The 18,369-nt window shown below is 59.8% G+C and carries 18 protein-coding genes and 1 pseudogene; 5 read left to right on the plus strand and 14 right to left on the minus strand.

Going from position 1 to position 18,369, the window contains the following annotated elements:
* Positions 1-134: 134 nt before the first annotated feature.
* The 7 genes from PMI28_RS05875 to parS form a co-directional block, all read right to left on the minus strand.
* Complete coding sequence (locus PMI28_RS05875) at positions 135-1,607, minus strand: aldehyde dehydrogenase family protein (RefSeq protein ID WP_007990501.1); 1,473 nt, start codon at positions 1,605-1,607, stop codon at positions 135-137.
* A complete protein-coding gene (locus tag PMI28_RS05870; RefSeq protein WP_007990502.1) occupies positions 1,600-2,427 on the minus strand; it encodes an ABC transporter permease in 828 nt (275 codons plus the stop codon). The genes PMI28_RS05875 and PMI28_RS05870 overlap by 8 nt, the downstream gene beginning before the upstream one ends.
* Position 2,428: 1 nt before the next feature.
* Positions 2,429-3,346: an ABC transporter permease gene (locus PMI28_RS05865; RefSeq protein WP_007990503.1), complete on the minus strand. Its 918-nt coding sequence runs from the start codon at positions 3,344-3,346 to the stop codon at positions 2,429-2,431.
* 31 nt (positions 3,347-3,377) lie between these two features.
* The gene (locus tag PMI28_RS05860) at positions 3,378-4,520 is read right to left on the minus strand and encodes an ABC transporter substrate-binding protein (RefSeq protein ID WP_007990504.1); all 1,143 of its coding nucleotides are present in this window, start codon (positions 4,518-4,520) and stop codon (positions 3,378-3,380) included.
* 39 nt (positions 4,521-4,559) lie between these two features.
* The gene (locus PMI28_RS05855; protein ID WP_007990505.1) at positions 4,560-5,687 is read right to left on the minus strand and encodes an ABC transporter ATP-binding protein; all 1,128 of its coding nucleotides are present in this window, start codon (positions 5,685-5,687) and stop codon (positions 4,560-4,562) included.
* A 185-nt stretch (positions 5,688-5,872) separates the two neighbouring features.
* Positions 5,873-6,361, minus strand: coding sequence for an RES family NAD+ phosphorylase (locus tag PMI28_RS05850; RefSeq protein WP_007990506.1), 489 nt, complete (start codon positions 6,359-6,361; stop codon positions 5,873-5,875).
* Positions 6,358-6,843 carry a type II RES/Xre toxin-antitoxin system antitoxin gene (gene parS / locus PMI28_RS05845; protein WP_007990507.1) on the minus strand — a complete coding sequence of 162 codons (486 nt, stop codon included), beginning with the start codon at positions 6,841-6,843 and terminating at the stop codon, positions 6,358-6,360. The genes PMI28_RS05850 and parS overlap by 4 nt, the downstream gene beginning before the upstream one ends.
* Before the next feature lie 575 nt (positions 6,844-7,418).
* Between parS and PMI28_RS05840 the strand changes: the two genes are divergently transcribed.
* Complete coding sequence (locus PMI28_RS05840) at positions 7,419-7,766, plus strand: DUF6124 family protein (RefSeq protein WP_007990508.1); 348 nt, start codon at positions 7,419-7,421, stop codon at positions 7,764-7,766.
* A gap of 141 nt (positions 7,767-7,907) precedes the next feature.
* Here the strand turns inward: PMI28_RS05840 and PMI28_RS05835 are convergent, their stop codons facing one another.
* Positions 7,908-8,732: a response regulator transcription factor gene (locus tag PMI28_RS05835; RefSeq protein WP_007990511.1), complete on the minus strand. Its 825-nt coding sequence runs from the start codon at positions 8,730-8,732 to the stop codon at positions 7,908-7,910.
* 171 nt (positions 8,733-8,903) lie between these two features.
* Positions 8,904-10,124, minus strand: a complete 1,221-nt coding sequence (locus tag PMI28_RS05830) for an MFS transporter (protein WP_007990514.1) — start codon at positions 10,122-10,124, stop codon at positions 8,904-8,906.
* 134 nt (positions 10,125-10,258) lie between these two features.
* Here PMI28_RS05830 and PMI28_RS05825 point away from each other — a divergent pair, with 134 nt between their 5' ends.
* Positions 10,259-11,032 (plus strand): AraC family transcriptional regulator, encoded by a 774-nt coding sequence (locus PMI28_RS05825; protein ID WP_007990516.1) that lies wholly within the window; start codon positions 10,259-10,261, stop codon positions 11,030-11,032.
* A 51-nt stretch (positions 11,033-11,083) separates the two neighbouring features.
* Here PMI28_RS05825 and PMI28_RS05820 read toward each other — a convergent pair whose 3' ends face one another.
* Entirely contained in the window at positions 11,084-12,421 is a 1,338-nt protein-coding gene (locus PMI28_RS05820; protein ID WP_007990519.1) for a 2-hydroxycarboxylate transporter family protein, read from the minus strand.
* 128 nt (positions 12,422-12,549) lie between these two features.
* Here PMI28_RS05820 and PMI28_RS05815 point away from each other — a divergent pair, with 128 nt between their 5' ends.
* Positions 12,550-13,467: a LysR substrate-binding domain-containing protein gene (locus PMI28_RS05815; RefSeq protein ID WP_007990521.1), complete on the plus strand. Its 918-nt coding sequence runs from the start codon at positions 12,550-12,552 to the stop codon at positions 13,465-13,467.
* Between the two features lie 154 nt (positions 13,468-13,621).
* On the opposite strand, the gene leuD is transcribed toward PMI28_RS05815, so the two are convergent.
* Both leuD and leuC read right to left on the minus strand, forming a co-directional pair.
* Complete coding sequence (leuD, locus tag PMI28_RS05810; RefSeq protein ID WP_007990523.1) at positions 13,622-14,230, minus strand: 3-isopropylmalate dehydratase small subunit; 609 nt, start codon at positions 14,228-14,230, stop codon at positions 13,622-13,624.
* 3 nt (positions 14,231-14,233) lie between these two features.
* Positions 14,234-15,655, minus strand: a complete 1,422-nt coding sequence (gene leuC, locus PMI28_RS05805) for a 3-isopropylmalate dehydratase large subunit (RefSeq protein WP_007990525.1) — start codon at positions 15,653-15,655, stop codon at positions 14,234-14,236.
* Between the two features lie 251 nt (positions 15,656-15,906).
* Between leuC and PMI28_RS05800 the strand changes: the two genes are divergently transcribed.
* Positions 15,907-16,530 (plus strand): NIPSNAP family protein, encoded by a 624-nt coding sequence (locus PMI28_RS05800; RefSeq protein ID WP_007990527.1) that lies wholly within the window; start codon positions 15,907-15,909, stop codon positions 16,528-16,530.
* A 164-nt stretch (positions 16,531-16,694) separates the two neighbouring features.
* Here the strand turns inward: PMI28_RS05800 and PMI28_RS31225 are convergent.
* Positions 16,695-16,787, minus strand: a pseudogene (locus PMI28_RS31225) (hypothetical protein); the annotation flags it as partial.
* Positions 16,780-16,908 (minus strand): hypothetical protein, encoded by a 129-nt coding sequence (locus PMI28_RS31410; RefSeq protein ID WP_274517545.1) that lies wholly within the window; start codon positions 16,906-16,908, stop codon positions 16,780-16,782. The gene PMI28_RS31410 and the pseudogene PMI28_RS31225, both read right to left, overlap by 8 nt.
* 171 nt (positions 16,909-17,079) lie before the next feature.
* Here PMI28_RS31410 and PMI28_RS05795 point away from each other — a divergent pair, with 171 nt between their 5' ends.
* A complete protein-coding gene (locus PMI28_RS05795; RefSeq protein ID WP_007990530.1) occupies positions 17,080-18,171 on the plus strand; it encodes a hypothetical protein in 1,092 nt (363 codons plus the stop codon).
* Positions 18,172-18,369: the final 198 nt, after the last annotated feature.

Consider the following 18,369-nt stretch of genomic DNA (forward strand, 5'->3'; position numbering starts at 1 on the left):
TTGTGTCCGTCCGCGATCAAAGTGTGGGAGCGGGCTTGCTCGCGAAAGCGGTGTGTCAGGCGCTATCAATGTTGGATGTGCCGGCCCCTTCGCGAGCAAGCCCGCTCCCACTGGGGTGGCGGAGGTTGACCTGTTTATTTCAGGTACCAACCCCACGGCTGGTCGTTGACATACTCGGTGATCTGCTTGACCTCCAGGTAATTGTGCAGCCCCCATTGGCCCAGTTCGCGGCCGATGCCGCTGTGTTTCATGCCACCCCAGGGCGCTTCGACGAAGGTCGGTTGCGAGCAGTTGACCCAAACGATCCCGGCGCGCAACTGGTTGGCGACCCGGGCGGTGCGTTGCAAATCAACGCTCATCACGGCGGCGGCCAGGCCGAAGCGGCTGGCGTTGGCCATTTGCACGGCTTGCTCTTCGGTCTTGAAGCGCTTGATGCACAACACCGGGCCGAACACTTCTTCGCGCCACAAAATGCTGCTGTGGCCAGGCTCGTCGAAAATCGCCGGCTCGACGAAGTAACCTTCGCGCAAGTGCGCCGGTCGCTGTCCGCCGGTGAGCAAACGGGCGCCGCTGGCCAGGCCCTGGTCAATGAAACCGAGCACCTTGTCGTATTGGCCCTGGCTGACCAGCGGACCCAGCAGAACCCCGGGCTGCATACCGGGGCCGATGCTGATCTTGCGGGTTTCTTCCACCAGGCGTTCGATCAGGCGCGGGGCGATGGTTTCCTGCACCAGCAGGCGTGACGTGGCGCTGCACACCTGGCCCTGGTTCCAGAAAATCCCGAACAGTATCCACTCCACGGCGGCTTCGATATCGGCGTCATCGAACACGATGAACGCAGATTTGCCGCCCAGTTCCAGGCTGATGTTCTTGATGTCCCGCGCCGCCGCCGACATGATTTTCGCCCCGGTGGGCACGCTGCCGGTGAAGGCCAGTTTGTCCACGCCCGGATGCTCGGTGAGCGGGCTGCCGGCGTCGACGCCGAGGCCGGTGATCACGTTCAACACCCCGGCCGGCAAGCCGATGCGGTCGGCGGCGGCTGCCAGTTCCAGAGCGGTCAGCGGCGTCAGCTCGGACGGTTTCAGCACCACCGTGGCCCCGGCGGCCAAGGCTGGAGCGACCTTCCAAGCGGCCATCAGCAGCGGGTAGTTCCACGGGATGATCTGCCCGGCCACACCAATCGGTTCGTGGCGGATACGGCAACGGAAACGCTCATCCGGCAAGGCCAGCGGGTGATCCTGTTGCAGATCGAGATCGCGGGCCAGACCGGCGTAGTAACGGAAGCAGGCAATGGCATCGCCGATGTCCCACTGCGCTTCGGGCAAGGGTTTGCCGTTGTCGCGCACTTCCAGTTCCGCCAGTGCCTGTTTGCCGGCCTCCAGTTCATCGGCCAAGGCCTCCAGCCACTGCGCACGCTCGGCGCCGCTGGTCAGACCCCAGCCATTGTCGAAGGCCCGACGGGCCGCGCGCACGGCATGGTCGACATCCTCTTCAGTGCCCGCCGCCACGCGGTGGAAGACCTGCTCAGTGGCCGGATCGATCACGTCCAGATAGCCGCCCAGATCCGGGCTGACCCATTCGCCGTTGATGTAAAGCTGATCACGCATGGTGCGACTCCTGGACGCCGGTGCGGCGGTTTTGCAGATGGCGGGAAGTGAACAGCAGGGCCAGCGACACGCAGATGATCACCGTGGAAATCGCGTTGATCTCTGGCGTCACGCCGCGGCGGATGGAGGAAAAAATGTATATCGGCAACGTCGTTTCGGAACCGGCGACGAAGAACGCAATGATGAAATCGTCGAAGCTGAAGGTGAAGGCCAGCAGGAACCCGGCCATGATCGCCGGGCTGATCTGCGGCAGGGTCACCCGCCAGAAGGTGTCCATCGGTGGCGCGTACAGGTCCGCCGACGCTTCCAGCAAGGCCTTGTCCAGCGAATCGACGCGACTGCGCACGATCACCATCACCAGGGCCATGGTGAACAACGAGTGCGCGGCGATCACAGTGAAGAACCCCATGTTCAACTTCGGCACCGTCGGCAGCCAGCTCGCCAGCAGCGGGTTGATCAGGTCGAACAGGCTGATGAAGGCAATCAGCGTCGAGATGCCGATGACGATGCCCGGCACGATGATCGCGCAGTAGGTCAGCGCATCGAACAGCATTCGCACCTTGGGCCCGGTACGTTGCAGGCCGAACACCGCCAGGGTGCCGAACAGCGTGGCAATCACCGCCGAACTGAAGGCGATGAGTGCGCTGTTGCCCAGGGCTTCCATGATGAACGGGTTGCCGAACGCGGTGCCGAACCATTGCACCGAGCAGCACTGGAAGGCCAGGCCACTGCGCCCGGCGTTGAAGCTGAACAGTACGATCAAGGCAATCGGCGCGTAGAGGAACAGGTACAGCGATGTCGAATAGCTGCGCAGCCACATGTCACAAACCTCCGTCGGCAGGGCGGCCGCCGTAGCGCGCTACCAGTTTCAGATACACGCCGATGATCAGCAGCATCATCGCCACCAACGTCATGGCCAGCGCACTGCCGAACGGCCAGTTGCGCGATTGCAGGAACAGGTCGACCAGTGCGTTGCCGACAAAAAACACCTTGCCGCCGCCGAGAATGGCCGGGATCAGGAACTCGCCCATCAACAGGATGAACACCAGCATCACCCCGGTGATGATTCCCGGTGCAGACAGCGGCAGGGTGATCCGGCGCAAGCTTTCGAAGGCGCTGGCACCCAAATCCGCCGAGGCTTCGAGCAGGCGCTTGTCGAGCTTTTCCAGGCTGACGTAGATCGGGAACACCATCAGCGGCAGGTAGCCGTAGACGATGCCGATCAGCACCGCCCACGGCGTGTTGATCAGCCGCACATCCTCGAGACCCAGGCTGGCCAGCAGCGCCGGAATGCCTTTGCCGCTGAGGATGAAAATCCACGCGTAGGTGCGGATCAGGAAACTGGTCCAGAACGGCACGATCACCAGGGTCAGCAACAGTGAGCGGTTTCTGGTGACCTTGACCGCCAGAAAGTACGCCAGCGGATAGGCCGCCACCAGGCACACCAAGGTGCCCAGCGGCGCGAGCATCAGCGTGTTGCTGAATGCCGCGCCGCGAGAACCGAGGTTCAGGTAGTTGGCCAGGGTGAAGCCACCGGCGTAACCGCCTACGGCGCTGCGCTCGCCGAAACTGAAGACCAGGATGATCACCAGCGGCATCAACAACAGCAGCAGGAACCACAGGGTCGAAGGCAAGAGCATCAGCAGGGTGATGCGTCGGCCGAGGCTGCGCCGTTGGCGAACCTCGACCGCCAGGGCATGGCCCGGCTGCACCGTTTGCGGGTGGGCGGCGGCATTCATGGATGACTCCTCATTGGCCATGGTCAGGCGATCAGGCGGACTTGAAGCGCGCCATCAGTTCGGCGCGGGCCGGGCTGGTCAGCGTGGCGGCGGCACCGAACTCCAGCGGGCTCAGGGCCTCGGCGGCCGGGTACATGATCGGATCGTCGAGCATCGCCACAGGCAGCAGCGCGTCGACACGTTTGTCGCCGCTCGGGTAACCGTGGCTCAGCACTTCGAGTTTGTTGCGCTGCGGATCGAGCAGGTAGTTGATGAACGCGTAGGCGGCGTCCTTGTGCTCCGAGCTTTTCGGAATCGCAAAGAAGTCGCTCCACAACTCGCCACCTTCCTTGCCCAGTTCGAACTGCATTTGCGCGTTGTCGCGGTGCAGTTGCGAGGCGTCGCCGGTCCACGACATCGCCAGCCAGGCATCGCCGCTACGCATCGACGGCTGAATGTCGGAGTTGATCGCGAACAGGTGCGGCTTGACCTCGATCAGCAGTTTTTCCGCGTCGGCCAGTTCTTTCGGGTCCAGGGAGTTGAAGCTGTAGCCGAAGCTCTTCAGGGCATTGCCGATGGCGGTCAGCTGATAGTCGTGGACCATCGTCCGGCCACTGGCCGGGCCTTGGGCGGCGACCCAGAATTCCTTCCAGCTGGTCGGGCCGTTTTTCAGTTTGCCGGTGTCGTAGAGCATGCCGGTGGTGCCCCAGTTTTTCGGCACCGCGTAGACCTTGCCGTCCACCGTGCCCTGGGCCATGAATTTCTGCTGGAACGCCGAGGCGTCGAAGTTGGGAATGCGCGACAGGTCCAGCGGTTCGATCAGGCCCAGCCCGACGTAGGTGCTGATGGTGTAGTTGGTCGGCACCAGCACGTCCCAGCCACTGCCACCGGCCTGCAATTTGGCGAGCATCTCTTCGTTGGAACCGAACACGCTCATCGACACCCGGGCGCCGGTGGACTTGCCGAAGGTGTCGAGGTTTTCCTGGCTGTGGTAGTTCGGCCAAGTCGCCAGCGACAGGCGATCACCGAGTTTGGCCTGCTCGGCCGCCTCGGCGCTGGAGGTCAGCAGGCCGGGCATGTTGGTGGCGACCACGGCGGCGGCAATGCCGAGACCGGTGCGGCCAAGGAACTCGCGGCGGCTGATCGAGCCGTTCTGCCAGCTGCGCAGGGTTTTGATAAAGGTCTTCTGGTCCATAACACGCTCCACATCCGGTTGATGAAACGAATCGATGATTTACAACGCCATGGCCAGGCCATTGGCGTGATCCCAGCCGACGCGCACAGCCGCGCCGTGTTCGAATGCATTGGTGCCGTGATCCTGCTGGCGCGGCACCCGCACGCAGACCACGCCGAAGGCCTGGGTGCGCACGCGGTATTCGGTGGAGTTGCCCAGGTAAATGCGGTCTTCGACGCAGCCCGGCAGCTTCACCTCGCGGCTCATCTCGGCATGGGCGCCGGCGATGCTGATCAACTCCGGGCGCACCGCAATGCAGCCGGCGGCGTTGGCGCTCAAGGCTTTGCCGGTAGGCGTCAGCGGGCTGGTCAGTTCCAGCCCTTGCTCGGTGCGCAGCACCACCGAGTTGCCGTTGAGTTGGCGCACGGTGCCGTCGAACAGGTTGGACTCACCGATAAAATCCGCCACATAACGGCTGGCCGGGGCTTCGTAGAGTTGTTCCGGGGTGGCGGTCTGGATGATCGAACCGTTGTGCATCACGCTGATGCTGTCGCTCATCGACAGGGCTTCTTCCTGGTCGTGGGTGACCAGCACGAAAGTGATGCCGACTTCGCGCTGCAAACGCAGCAACTCCGATTGCATCTCCTTGCGCAGCTTGCGGTCCAGCGCAGCCAGTGGCTCGTCGAGCAGCAACACCGTCGGCTTGTTGACCAAGGCGCGGGCGAGGGCGACGCGCTGTTGCTGGCCGCCGGACAGTTCGCTCGGCTTGCGTTGGCCGAAGCCGCTCAGACGCACCATTTCCAGCGCCTCATCGGCCATGCGCAGTTGCTGTTTCTTGTCCGGGCGCGGCGTGCGATAGCGCAGGCCGTAGGCGATGTTCTGCACCACGGTCAGGTGCGGGAACAGCGCGTAATGCTGGAACACCATGTTCACCGGCCGCTCGAAGGCCGGCACACCGGCCACGCTCTTGCCGGCCAGACGAACTTCACCGCTGGTGGGCTGCTCGAAGCCGGCGATCATGCGCAGGGTAGTGGTCTTGCCACAGCCCGAGCCGCCGAGGAAGGAATGAAACGAGCCACGCCGCACCGCGAAATTCAGACCGCTGACGGCCTGCACCTCGCCATAGCGTTTGACCACATTGTAGAATTCGATATCGCTTGGCGGGTTGTCGTTCACGCTGTTGTTCACGAGGCGGGCTCCCTTGCAGTGATGAATCAGTGCGTCGGGGGCCAAACTAGCAATCGGGGTTTTGCGGTGTATATATCCCTTGGGGGATAGGAGGAGTGGAGCAAGTGTTCAGTGGGTGTGAAGTGTAGAGATCACACGCGACTGGCTGCATTTGAGGTTCTGATGGGCAAAGTCGACACTCTCATTCATTTCAGTAAGCGGGTATCCAGTCCAAAACGCTCCTGCGAAACAAGCTTGAATTGATCCGCTGCCAAATCACAGCTAACCAGCAGGTTCCAGGAGTGGCGGGTAACCGCAGACGGGATAAGCACGAATGGGTGTTCGGCTAGCAGCTCATCAGCAAAATGCTGTTGATTGGGTGAAAGTTCAGACGGAATGAGCCAGTTCGGGTTCGGCACATCTTCGGGCTGAACAACCTTGATGACATTCGAATCCAGCACTTCGAAACACGTCAGCACATAAGGCACGCTGTCGAGCGTATCGAAGCCTGCGTGGGTGGCGACTTCTAAAATCGCAGTAGCCGGGTCGGCCGAAGCGTAAATAACCCGGCGGCCAGGAGGGTTCCATCGGCCGCCGGATTGTTGCGCACCAATGCCGCTATCCCATGAGTCCTTGAAAACTGCACGGTCCAGACGCCAAGCGTGCCACTTCCCATCCCAAGGCAAAGGATTCATTGATAAACCCCGTGTTCAATTCGCGTCAGATAGTCCTCTACCACCTGGAAACCCAGCGAGTTGTCGATCAGTTCCAGCGGTATATGACCCTCCAGGTACTTGCAGGGTTTTCTCAGCCAGTCCTCAGCCAACTGCTGATCGCCAAACACATTGATGGCGTGCTCGAGTACCTGTGCAAACTGAAAGGCGACGGTGCTTTGTTGCTGGTTCAGCCGAACTGGCTGGGTCTCCTTTGCCAAGCGCTGCACAGTTCTGAGGGATTTCCCGGTAATGCGCTGAACAAGGTCGTGCTCCATGTACAGGCCGGATATGGAAATCATGTCCCTGACGTCGCTCAGATCAAAGCCTTCCTGGGTGTATCGGATGATCAACATGCGCGTATCGCCACTACGGCCATGTAGCAGCACCTCAGTCGGCTTGCGGGCGAGACGCTTTGTCTCCGTCCCAACGACTTTATTTTCTGTGGGTCTGACAGCGGGCATACAGATTACCTCCATGCGACATTTGACGTGATCATAACGCCAAATGTCGCCATCCGGGCAATTGACTTTGTCGACCCTTGTCTCTCGCATGTAATCGTTTCACCCTGAAGGTTGAGAGCGGCCAAGTTAATACTCACGCTTCCGACCGCCAACCTTAAAAGTACGTCGGATATTTCCTCTGCTTCCCTAAGAATTTCAACGCAAGTGGATCGCGTAAATTCACGGCTGAGATGTTCGTGTTTAGTCGCTGTCAGCGTTACTTCCCGCAAGCTACAACACCTTGCGTCATTGCCTACAGGTACGCCAGAATCCGCCGGCTTGTGCGCCTTGGGGTCGGGTCTTATCGTTTGCCGGTCGCTGAATAACAACAGCGATTGGGTTTGGTAGCCCGGTTTACAAGGTGCAATGCGTCACTATCAGCAGCGTTTTTTCTGCTCTGCTACATGGTGGCCATGCACAGGGCGCCTTCGGGTGCGCCGGTCCTTGTACCCGGTCTACCAACCTGCGTATGGCCACCACCCAACGTTTGGTAGCGTGAAGTGATGGCTCCTTTTTACGGTACAAGGAGTTTCACTATGTTCAAAGTCACACCCAACCCGCCGGACACCGATCCGGCATCCCCGTCCGAAAGCCTCGATTCAAACAAGCTCCACGAAGCCGGCGAGCGCGCCTTCAACCTAGGTCCCGACATCATGGCCACCCCTCACAAACCCAGCACGATGTTCATCGTCAATCCCGAACTCAATACTGAAACCTTGCTGGTGCATGCCTGCGAGTCGCTGGCGTCGGCCAATGTCATGGCCAACGATCTGGTGGATCATCTGGAGGGGACGAGTCGCAATGCGCTGTTGGGCATTGCGCAGGTGATCATGCTGGGCGAACTGGCTGTGAACCGCGCACTGGATCAGCTTGATCCGCCCTGACCACAATCTCCAGATCACCGATAGACCTGTGGGAGCGGGCTTGCTCGCGAAAGCGGTGTGTCAGGCAACTGATATGGCAACTGGAATATCGCTTTCGCGAGCAAGCCCGCTCCCACAGGGGGTTGTGCTAGCCGACAGGTATCAGGCTTGCAGCTTGAGGCCGGGGGCCTGCAACGGATCCTCCGTCAGCTCCCGAATGAACAACCCCAGCAGCTCCGACTGGCTGCCAATCCCCAGTTTTGCGTAGATGTTCTTGCGGTGAATCTTCACCGTGCCGGGGCTGATGTTCAGTTGTTCGGCCACCGAGGCGCTGGAGTGGCCGCGCAACAGCAACTGGACAATCTCCTGCTCGCGCCCGGTGAGGATGTGCGCGCCGAAGTGGTCGAAGGCTTCGCGGATCTTGAAGTCCAGGTCTTGTGCCGGGCGCGGTTGCTGGGCCTGGCGCAAGCGCCAGGCTTCGTTGATGACCTGCTCGACCACCGCTTGCGCACATTCGACCAACTGCATTTCGTCCCGGCTGAAGGCGCAACTGGCACTGGAGCGCATCAGCGACATCACCGCCATGGCGCCACCTCCGAGATCGACGAAAAACGCCACTTCCTCGGCCAGTCCGGTTTGCTGGTAATAGGTCAGGAAGTACTCGCCAAGGTAGAAGTGGTCGGGGGCGAACTGGCGCAGGCGCCACAGTCCCGGTGCCTGGCCACGGGTGCAGGCCAGGTAGAAGGGGTCGAGCAGGTAAGGCCCGCACTGGTAGTCGTCGACATACACCGCACGCTTGTCCGCCGAAAACGTATCGAACAACGCCAGTGGCCGGTGATTGCCTTCGTAGACAAACAACACGAAATGATCGACCGGGCAGATTTGTCGAAGCCAATGGCTCAACCCCGACAGCCGCGCATGCCCGGCAGGCAGGTCGAGCAGGTGGGCGACACCGGTGGTCCAGAGTTTCAGTTCCTTGGGGCGCATGGCGACTACAGGCAGAAGAGGATGGCCTGTGGATGCACAAAGTACGCCATGGCGGGTTTGCCCGTGTACAGCGGGGTGGGTGGCGGCACGTCGAGGAAAGGACGCACCGCCACAGGGCCAGGTGTTACCGAGTGCTACAAGGTTGGTAGCAAAAGTGATCGGCTGAATCCGTCAGTGAGCACTCCGGGTCGAAGGCAACAGGATCGTCAGAATTCCCAGCAGCGGCAGGTACGAACACAAGGTATAGACGTACTCGATACCATGGATATCCGCCAGATGCCCGAGCAGTGCCGCACCGATCCCGCCGAAACCGAACATCAGGCCGAAGAACACCCCGGCGATCATGCCGACGTTGCCGGGCACCAGTTCCTGGGCAAAGACCACAATGGCCGAGAACGCCGAGGCGAGGATGAAGCCGATGATCATGCTCAACACACCCGTCCAGAACAGGTCGACGTAGGGCAGGGCGAGGGTGAACGGCGCTGCGCCTAGGATCGAGAACCAGATCACCTGCTTGCGGCCAATCCGGTCGCCGATCGGGCCACCAAAGAATGTGCCCGCCGCGACAGCACCGAGGAACAGGAACAGGTACAACTGCGAACTGGCTACGGACAGGTCGAACTTCTCGATCAGGTAGAAGGTGAAGTAACTGGTGAAACTGGCCATGTAGAAGTATTTGGAGAATACCAGCAGCGCCAGTACCACCAGGGCGAACGTCACCCGCTGTTTCGACAGGCCGTGGGTGGCCTTGCTGCCTTGCTTGAGCTTGAACAGGTTCAGGTGATTGCGGTACCAGCGGCTCAGGCCGTACTGAACGAGGATGGCAAACACCGCGAACAGGCCGAACCAAGCGACATTGCCCTGGCCATAGGGAATGATGATCGCGGCGGCCAGCAATGGGCCGAAGGCACTGCCGGCGTTGCCGCCGACCTGAAAGGTCGACTGCGCCAAACCGTAGCGACCGCCCGAGGCCAGGCGCGCCACCCGCGAGGTCTCCGGGTGAAAGGTCGACGAACCGACGCCCACCAATGCCGAGGCCACGAGAATCGCCGGGAAGCTGCCGACCATTGACAGCATCAGAATGCCGATCAGGGTGCAGACCATTCCAGCCGGTAACAACCACGGTTTGGGGTGTCGGTCGGTGTAGAAACCGATCCACGGCTGCAGCAGTGAAGCAGTGAGCTGGAAGGTCAGGGTGATCAGGCCGACCTGAGTGAAGCTCAAGCCATAACTGGCCTTGAGCATCGGGTAGATCGACGGCAGCACGGCCTGGATCAGGTCGTTGATAAGGTGCGCCAGCGCACAGGCGCCGATGACGCGCATGACCAGGGGGCTGGCCTGACTGGCCGCCGAAGCGGTGGATGACGGTGAACTGAGGGTGGTGGTCGACATGGGCGATCTTCCGGATAAAAAACGCGAACTGCGAACGCAAGGCGCAGCCCATTTCAGGGTTCGGCGTTATCCTATGGGCCGTGAAGTCGCCCGTCTCGCGCAGCTCGGGCACGTACCATCGCAAAAAGGGCATCATGATCAAGCCATTGCACTCATTTCTTGCGGAGATCGACCAGGGCGGCTGGAGCGTTCGCAGCAGCGCGACCGACTACCCGGAAAACTGGTTCATCCCGCCGCACTCCCATGAAAAGCATCAACTGATCTATGCCATCGAAGGCGTGATGGTGGTGCACGCCGCCACCAGCCAATGGACGGTGCCGCCGAGTCGCGGCATCTGGATGCCGAGTGGGGAAGTGCACTCGATTCGCTGCGTGGGGGCGATCAAGATGCGCAGCGTTTTTGTGCGCCCTGACGCGAGCCTGGATCTGCCCGCTGAAACCCGGGCGGTGAGTGTTTCCGCATTGCTGAGTGAGCTGATCAAGGTCTCGGTCGATTTCGACTTTTCCTGCGATCCGGATTCACGGGAAGCCCGGGTGCTGCGCCTGATTCTGGATGAATTGACGATCCTGCCAACCTTGCCATTGAACCTGCCGCAGCCCACCGATCAAGGTATCAACCAGATCTGTAGCGCGTTGCAGCGTGATCCCGGGGATGGCTCGACGTTGTCGGACTGGAGCGCCCGGTTGAACCTCGACGCCAAAACCATCCAGCGAAGGTTCCGCAAGGAAACCGGCATGACCTTCGGCCAATGGCGCCAGCAAGCGCGCCTGCTGCTGGCGCTGGAACGAATAGCCGTCGGGGAGAAGATCATCGACATTGCCGGGGAGCTGGGGTACGACAGTCCGAGCGCGTTCACTACCATGTTCAAGAAGCAGTTCGGCAAGACGCCGAGTGATTTTTTCAAGTGATGGAAAGGGTGTTCTCTTGCAGAAGCGAACACCCGTGTCAGCAGCATCTCTTCAAACAAAAAGCCGCAACAGAATCGTCGCCAGAATCACCGTCGAGGCACCGCCAATGCGCGTGGAGATTTGCGCGAACGGCATCAGCGACATGCGGTTGGAAGCCGACAGGATCGCCACATCTCCGGTGCCACCCAGGCCGCTATGGCAGCACGTCACGATGGCCGATTCGATGGGGTACATCTTCATCAGGTTGCCAATGAAAAAGCCGGCCACGGTCATTGACACCACCACCGAGACGCACACCAGCACATAGTCAACCGAGAACACTTTCACCACGCTGTCCAGTGGCACGTAGAGCATGCCCAGGCCGATCATGACCGGCCAGATGAACGCCGACGACACCAATTTGTAAAAGGTGTTGGCCCCTTTCTCGAGTTTCTCCGGCAGCACCCGAAGGTACTTAAACAGTACTGCCGCGAGGATCATCATCACCGGACCGGGAATGCCCACGACTTTTTCCAGCAGGCCGCCGAGGACGAAGAACGCGCAGATCAGCAGCACCCCGGCACCCATGACGCGGAAGTCGACGAGAGAGCCTGCGTCTTCCTTTACCAGGAATTGGTCATTCTCGTCCTTGGCGCGAATCAGCGAGCCTTCGCCATTGATGCTCGGGCGTTTGAGGGCCAGGCGCGCCAGATAACCGGCACAGATGATCGCCACGATGTTGCCGACCACGGCGGCGGGCGCCAGTTGAGCCACGTAGATATCCGGGGTGCCGCCGAGGATCGCCGAGTAGGCCAGCGACAGCGGCAGAATCCCTTCGCCGATCCCGCCGCCAATGATCGGCACGATGATGAAAAAGAACGTGTGGTGAAAGCTGTAGCCCACCAATTTGCCGACAATCAACCCGCTGGCAACGGCGGCCAGGGTGCCGACGAGCAAGGGAATGAACATCCGCAGCATGCCCTGGACCAGAATGAAGCGACTCATCCCCAGAATGCTGCCGACCACCAGGCTGGCGATCACGAAGTACAGGAAGTTGGCTTCTTTCATGAGCATTTTGGTGGCGTCGATCGTCGCCGGCCCGAAGAAGCCGTAGAACACCAGGATCGACGGCAGCATCAGGCACAGAATCGCGCCGCCGCCGATATCCTTGAGGATCGGCAGGCGTGAGCCAAGTTGGCCGAAGAACACGCCCATGGTCATGATCACGGCGAGCCCGCCGATCATGTTCTTGGGCAGGAAACCCAGATGGGCAGAGAGATAAACGATGACTGCAATGCCGAGAAAAATCGGCAGCGGGATGACGCCGATTTCGTAGGCGCAGAGGCTGCGCAGGCGTTGCATGAAGCCGCCGTCGGGGGCGTTAAGGGTTTGCTCATAGGGCTTGTTCATGTTGCGCTTTCCTCATGTTGTTTTTATCGAGGATTCAGAAACCACGGTTGGCCGGGGATGGATTGCCACTCGGTAGATCGATGCTATCCTTCGCGAATATCGCAATAAACAGCAAAAGTATGAGGCGTATGAACACGAATCGTGATCAATTTCCCTTGCCCGAAGACCTCAAGGTTTTCCTCACCGTTGTTCGGAAAAACGGCTTCGCCAGCGCTGCCGAGGAGTTGGGGTACTCACCGGCGTACATCAGCAAACGCATTTCCGTGCTGGAAACGACGCTCTCGACCCGTCTGCTGCACCGCACCACACGGCGCATCGCGCTGACTGACGACGGCGAACGGGTGCGGGTGTGGGCGGAGAAGCTGTTGGGTGACTTCGACGACTTTGTCGGCGAAATATCCGAGGCGCGGCAACAACCCATGGGCTCGCTGCACATTTGCAGCAGCTTCGGTTTTGGCCGCAACCACGTGGCACCGGCGATCTGCGAACTGTCGCAAACCTATCCAAAACTCGAACTGCGCCTGGACGTGTTCGATCGCGTGGTCGATATCGTTGGCGAGGGCTTCGATCTGGAAATTCGCGTGGGGGATGACCTGCCGGGGCAGCACCTGGGGCGCAAACTGGTGAGCAACAGGCGGGTGTTGTGTGCGACGCCCGAGTACCTGGAACGCCGCGGTGTGCCGCGTTCGCTGGAGGACTTGAAAGACCACGATTGCCTGGTACTGAAGGAGCGCAATAACGCGTTCGGCGTGTGGAGCCTGACAAAGGACGGGCAGGAGGAGTCGGTACGCGTCAGCGGGCCGTTATCCTCGAACAACGGTGAAATCGTGTTGCAGTGGGCCTTGAGCGGCGGCGGGATATTGTTGCGCTCGATGTGGGACGTCAAACCGATGCTGGAACAGGGGCGGCTGGTGCAGGTGCTGCACGATTACACCCAGAGCGCCAACGTGTGGGCCGTGTATCCGACGCGGCTGAGCCAGTCAGCCAAGCTGCGGGTTTGCGTCGAGTTTCTCGAGGAATATTTCCGTCATCTCTCGGTTGAATGAAGCACCGCCATCATGAGCCTCTGTAGGAGCGAGCTTGCTCGCGATGGTCGTTAACGATAGCGCGTGATTAACGGCTAAACGCGGCGCTCTTGAACCCATCGCGAGCAAGCTCGCTCCCACAGAACAGCATTAGATCCGCCGCCGGGGGGTTCCATCAGTTGAGCCAGGGATTTTCCGCCAGGTGCCGGGCCTCGAAACTGCGAATCTGCTCGGCCCGCTGCAGCGTGGTGCCAATCGCATCCAGCCCCAGCAGCAGTGATTGCTTGCGCAGTTGATCGATCTCGAACGGGATCACGTTACCGTCCGCCAGTTCAATGGTTTGCTCCGGCAGGTTGACGCTGATTCGAGCCGTTGCCGGGTTGCTGATCAACGCGGCAATCTGCTTGAGTTGATCCTCGGTCAGCTGAATCGCCAACACCCCATTGCGCTGACAGTTATCGTAGAAAATACCGGCGAAGCTGGTGCCAATCAGTGCGCGGATGCCTACTTGTTTCAGCCCCCAGACCGCGTGCTCGCGGCTCGAACCACAGCCGAAATTGGCGCCCACCACCAGAAACGCAGACTCGTTCCAGGCCGGTTGGTTGAGGATGAATTCAGGATCGGCGTCGCCGGAGTCCAGGAACCTCAGGTCAAAGAACAGGCCTTTGTCCAGGCCCTTGCGATCAATCCCTTTCAGGAACTGTTTGGGCATGATCACGTCGGTGTCTATGTTGGCGGCCAGAAGCGGGGCGGCACTGCCGCTGACGATAGTGAAAGGTTGCATGGTTCAAGCCTCCAGCGCGAAGGTGCGCACGTCGGTCAAGTGCCCGGTAATCGCTGCGGCGGCAACCATGGCCGGGCTCATCAAGTGGGTGCGTGCGCCGGCGCCCTGGCGTCCTTCGAAGTTGCGGTTGGTGCTTGAAGCGCAGCGATCACCGGGGGCGAGTACATCGTCATTCATAGCCAGGCACATTGAGCAACCCGACTGGCGCCATTCAAAACCGGCATCGAGGAAGATCTGCGCCAGCCCTTCGTCTTCGGCCTGGTCACGCACCAGGGTCGAACCGGGAACAATCATGGCCCGCACGTGGGCCGCCACCCGTTTGCCGCGCACGACGCGGGCGACGTCGCGCAGGTCCTCGATGCGCGCATTGGTGCAGGAACCGATGAAGGCATGGCTGATCACCACGTCGCTCAGCGGCATGCCCGGTTCCAGGCCCATGTACTTCAGGGCGCGTTGCATACCTTGACGCAGAATCAGGTCCGGCTGCGCGGCCGGGTCCGGCACATGCCCGCCCACCGGTGCGGCCTGATCGGGGCTGGTGCCCCAGGTGACCATGGGTTCCAGGTTCCCGACATCCAGGCTGACTTCACGATCGAACACCGCACCGGCGTCGCTGTGCAGGCCTCGCCATTTTTCGACGGCCTGTTCCCACAGCTTGCCTTGAGGAGCCCGGGGCTTATGTTGCAGATAGGCAAAGACCTTGTCGTCCGGCGCCATGAACGCGCCTCGGGCGCCTGCCTCGACGGCCATGTTGCAGATGGTCATGCGCGCTTCGACACTGAGATCGCTGATCGCCGGGCCGGCGAATTCAATCGCGTAGCCGGTGGCGCCTGAAGCGCCTATTTTCTCGATCAGGGCCATGACGATGTCCTTGGACGTTACGCCTGGCCCGAGCAGGCCGTTGACTGTCACGCGCAGGGTTTTCAGGCGTTTGTAGACCAGTGTTTGCGAAGCCAGCAGGTGTTCGATTTCCGAGGTGCCGATGCCGAAACCGAAAGCACCCAGAGCCCCGTAGGTGGTGGTGTGGCTGTCGCCGGCGGCAACGACCATGCCGGGCAGGATAAAGCCTTGTTCGGGGGCCACGACATGCTCGATACCCTGGCGTTTGTCCAGCACATCGAACAACTCGATACCGAAGTCGCGGCAGTTTTCTTCGAAGTAGGACACCTGGCGAGCGCCTCCATCGTCCGGCATCGCCGCGATACGTATAGGGGCGGTCGGATTCACGTGATCGACCACCGCCAGCGTCGCTCCGGGACGCCAGGCTTTGCGACCTGCTTCGCGCATGCCGCTGAAGGCTTGCGGGCTGGTGTATTCGTTGGCGACCTGGCGGTCGATGTACAGCAGCACATGGCCCTGATCGTCGAGGGCGCATATGGTATGACTGTCGATATGCTTTTGGTAGAGCGTTCTTGGGCTGTGCATGGAGTGGGCTCTTGTTGTCATGCGAGATCGCGGAAACGTACCCACAGCATATTCGTCGCGAATCCTGCATCAAGCGCCATTAAGTGAAGGCATTGAACACGTTGTGTGAATTGTCGATGACTGCCCGGCGTAAAGAAATCACCTGGAACACTGGGGAAAATGCCGTAATCGATGGGGGTTCTTCTCAATATCCCGCCTGCGGGGGCTGCCTTAGGCTGTGGGCTTTTGGCAAACCGATGGGCGGAGTCGCTGTGCGTTTTTTTGAACTGATCACTTTCACCTTGCGCGTGCGTACCGTCGCCGATGCCCTGGCGCGCATCGAGGCAGCGCTGAACGACTCGAGTGTCGGCGGCATGCTGATGGGCTGCTGGGCCTCGGAGATCGGCCCGTTGAACCAGATTGCCGTGCTGCGCGGCTATGGGGACGAACACCTCAGGCAGGCAGAACGCGAGCGTTTCCTGTTGGAGGGCGGGGCGTTTGGCATCAACAAGTTCATCACCGACCTGCGCATCGAAAACTACACGCTGTTTCCCTTCCTCGAACCCTTGAGCGCCGGCCCGCACGGTCCGTTCTATGAGTTGCGCGTCTACGACTTGGTCAGCAGCGGGTTGCAGCCGACACTCGACGGCTGGAGCAACGCCATTGAAGCGCGGACCGCCGAACCCTATTCGCCGGTGTACGCGGCGTTTTATGCCACCGACGGCGCGCTGCCGCGCTATCTGCACATCTGGCCGTGGGCCAGCCTTGAGCAGCGCTTGCAGGTGCGCACCCAAGCGGTCGCCGACGGCGTCTGGCCGCCGGAAAACTCCGGCCCGCAACTTCGCGACATGTGCTCGACGATCTACCTGCCGGCGAAGTTCTCGCCGTTGCAATGACCCGGGTGCCGCTCGATTGACCAGGTGGGATTTCAAGATGGTTGAATAGTGCTCCTTGCCCCGGTTTCGGGGGCGCCTTCGAACTTTCAAGGCGTCGAGAAAAAACAGTACTCAGAAACGTGACGGACATGGATCTGCGCTTGTTGCGCATATTTTCGCCATGGAGACACCTGCGAGCACGCATCGAAGCCGAGGAGCGCCCAGCCACCGACCGTCATGGCCGTCAGGAAACCGGAAAAATACGAACCGTCAGCGCCAGGGTTGGAGGGCAGGGTCGTATGCACGCACGGTGGCGGCCATATCGGACTCGCTGAAGTCAAAACTGGCGCCGCTCATGGCGGTGTGCGTGCCGGGTTTGAAGATGTGCAGTGGTTTCATGGCTATGCGCTGCGTGGAGGTGATGCGTACAGCCTGGGCCAACGGGTGGCTCAGGACTTTTAATCGAGTTTAAAGAGTCAGAAACTCGGAGCTAAGCTGCCAACGCTTTCGGGGGTGATAGGCTGGTGCTAAGTACTTCTTTTGGTACAACAACTCGTAAAGGGATCGACAGTGGCCAAATTGACTAGCCCGCTTGGCGAAAGCAAAAGCCCGAGAACACGGCTGATCAAGATTACAGAAATTGTTGGGAAGGTTGGACTCAGTGCGGTGCCTATTCCGCCACTGGTTTCCGAGGTGGCGAAACTAGGTCTGGAGAAAATATTCAGCTATGTCCGTCAACGCGATGAACAGCGAATCTTAGATTTCTATCGGGCATTTCTTTACAGGAAAGAAATGCCGGACGAAGACATCCTCGAAGCGGAAATTGAGGAAAGCAATTTCCACGCGTTGTTAAACGCTTGCGTCTCCGATATCGAGGAAGAGAAGACCGTCCCGTATGCGAATATCACCAGGTCAATCGCGTTGGGTCGGGTAAGCCCAGAACTGCGCCGACATTTCATACTCACCCTCAGAGACCTTTCTTGGGAGGAGTTGGATCTGCTGCGAAGAATTTACGTGGTGACAACCCATCCAGTTATCCCTAAGAGGGGCAAAGACTTTGACGTGTCTGACTTACTTACCTACTCCCCCAGTCAAATGTCTGAAACGCTTGCAGTCTCGAATCTGAAAGCCAAGGGAATGGTAGAGAACGACAAACTCACTAGCGCCGGTAGCAGCTTTGTCACCGCCTGCTCTAATGATGACGACCTTGAACCGGGTGTTTACGGCTACAAGGTGTGGTCGGGCTATACCTGCTTGATACTGCATTTGAGTGGCAAGCGCTTTGGCAACAGTGAAAAAGAAATGCTAGCCACGTCGTTGAGATCCAGCTGTATCCATTCCCATTCGGTGACATCTGTTGGCGGATTCGACTCAAGAAACGATGACTCGTTATCTCGCTTGCGCACGAACTGTTGCGTGATCTTGATAGACGAGGATTTCGAGGCCACCCCAGCTAGCTTGGATGCGATCTCAAAAATTGCAGGAACAAGGCCTGTTGTTCAGGTGCTTAACAACCGAGAAGCCATTGAGAATGAACCCCTAGCTCGATTGCCCATGATTAGACTGGATCTGAGTAGTGGCCATTCTTGGCCAGCAGAAGCTGTAAATTTGCTGATCCGGGAGATAAACCAGCAAGGGCAAGTAAACGAGACCCAGAAGTAGTTCAGGTCATCGCACTGAAGCGGTTTATAAAGCCTTTACTGCGGTTTTTAATTGCAAGGTTCATGCACCGCAGCCGCAACGGTGCTAGATACCTTCTTGAGGGGTTACAGGCGTGCGGCCTTTAGCATGTGATGCAGGACCAGCTCAAGCATCGCTTCCTCCGCTTCAGGCTGAATGACGCCATCAACGTCCATCGGC

Origin of the sequence: Pseudomonas sp. GM48 (assembly GCF_000282335.1) — a bacterium.
Lineage (GTDB): Bacteria > Pseudomonadota > Gammaproteobacteria > Pseudomonadales > Pseudomonadaceae > Aquipseudomonas.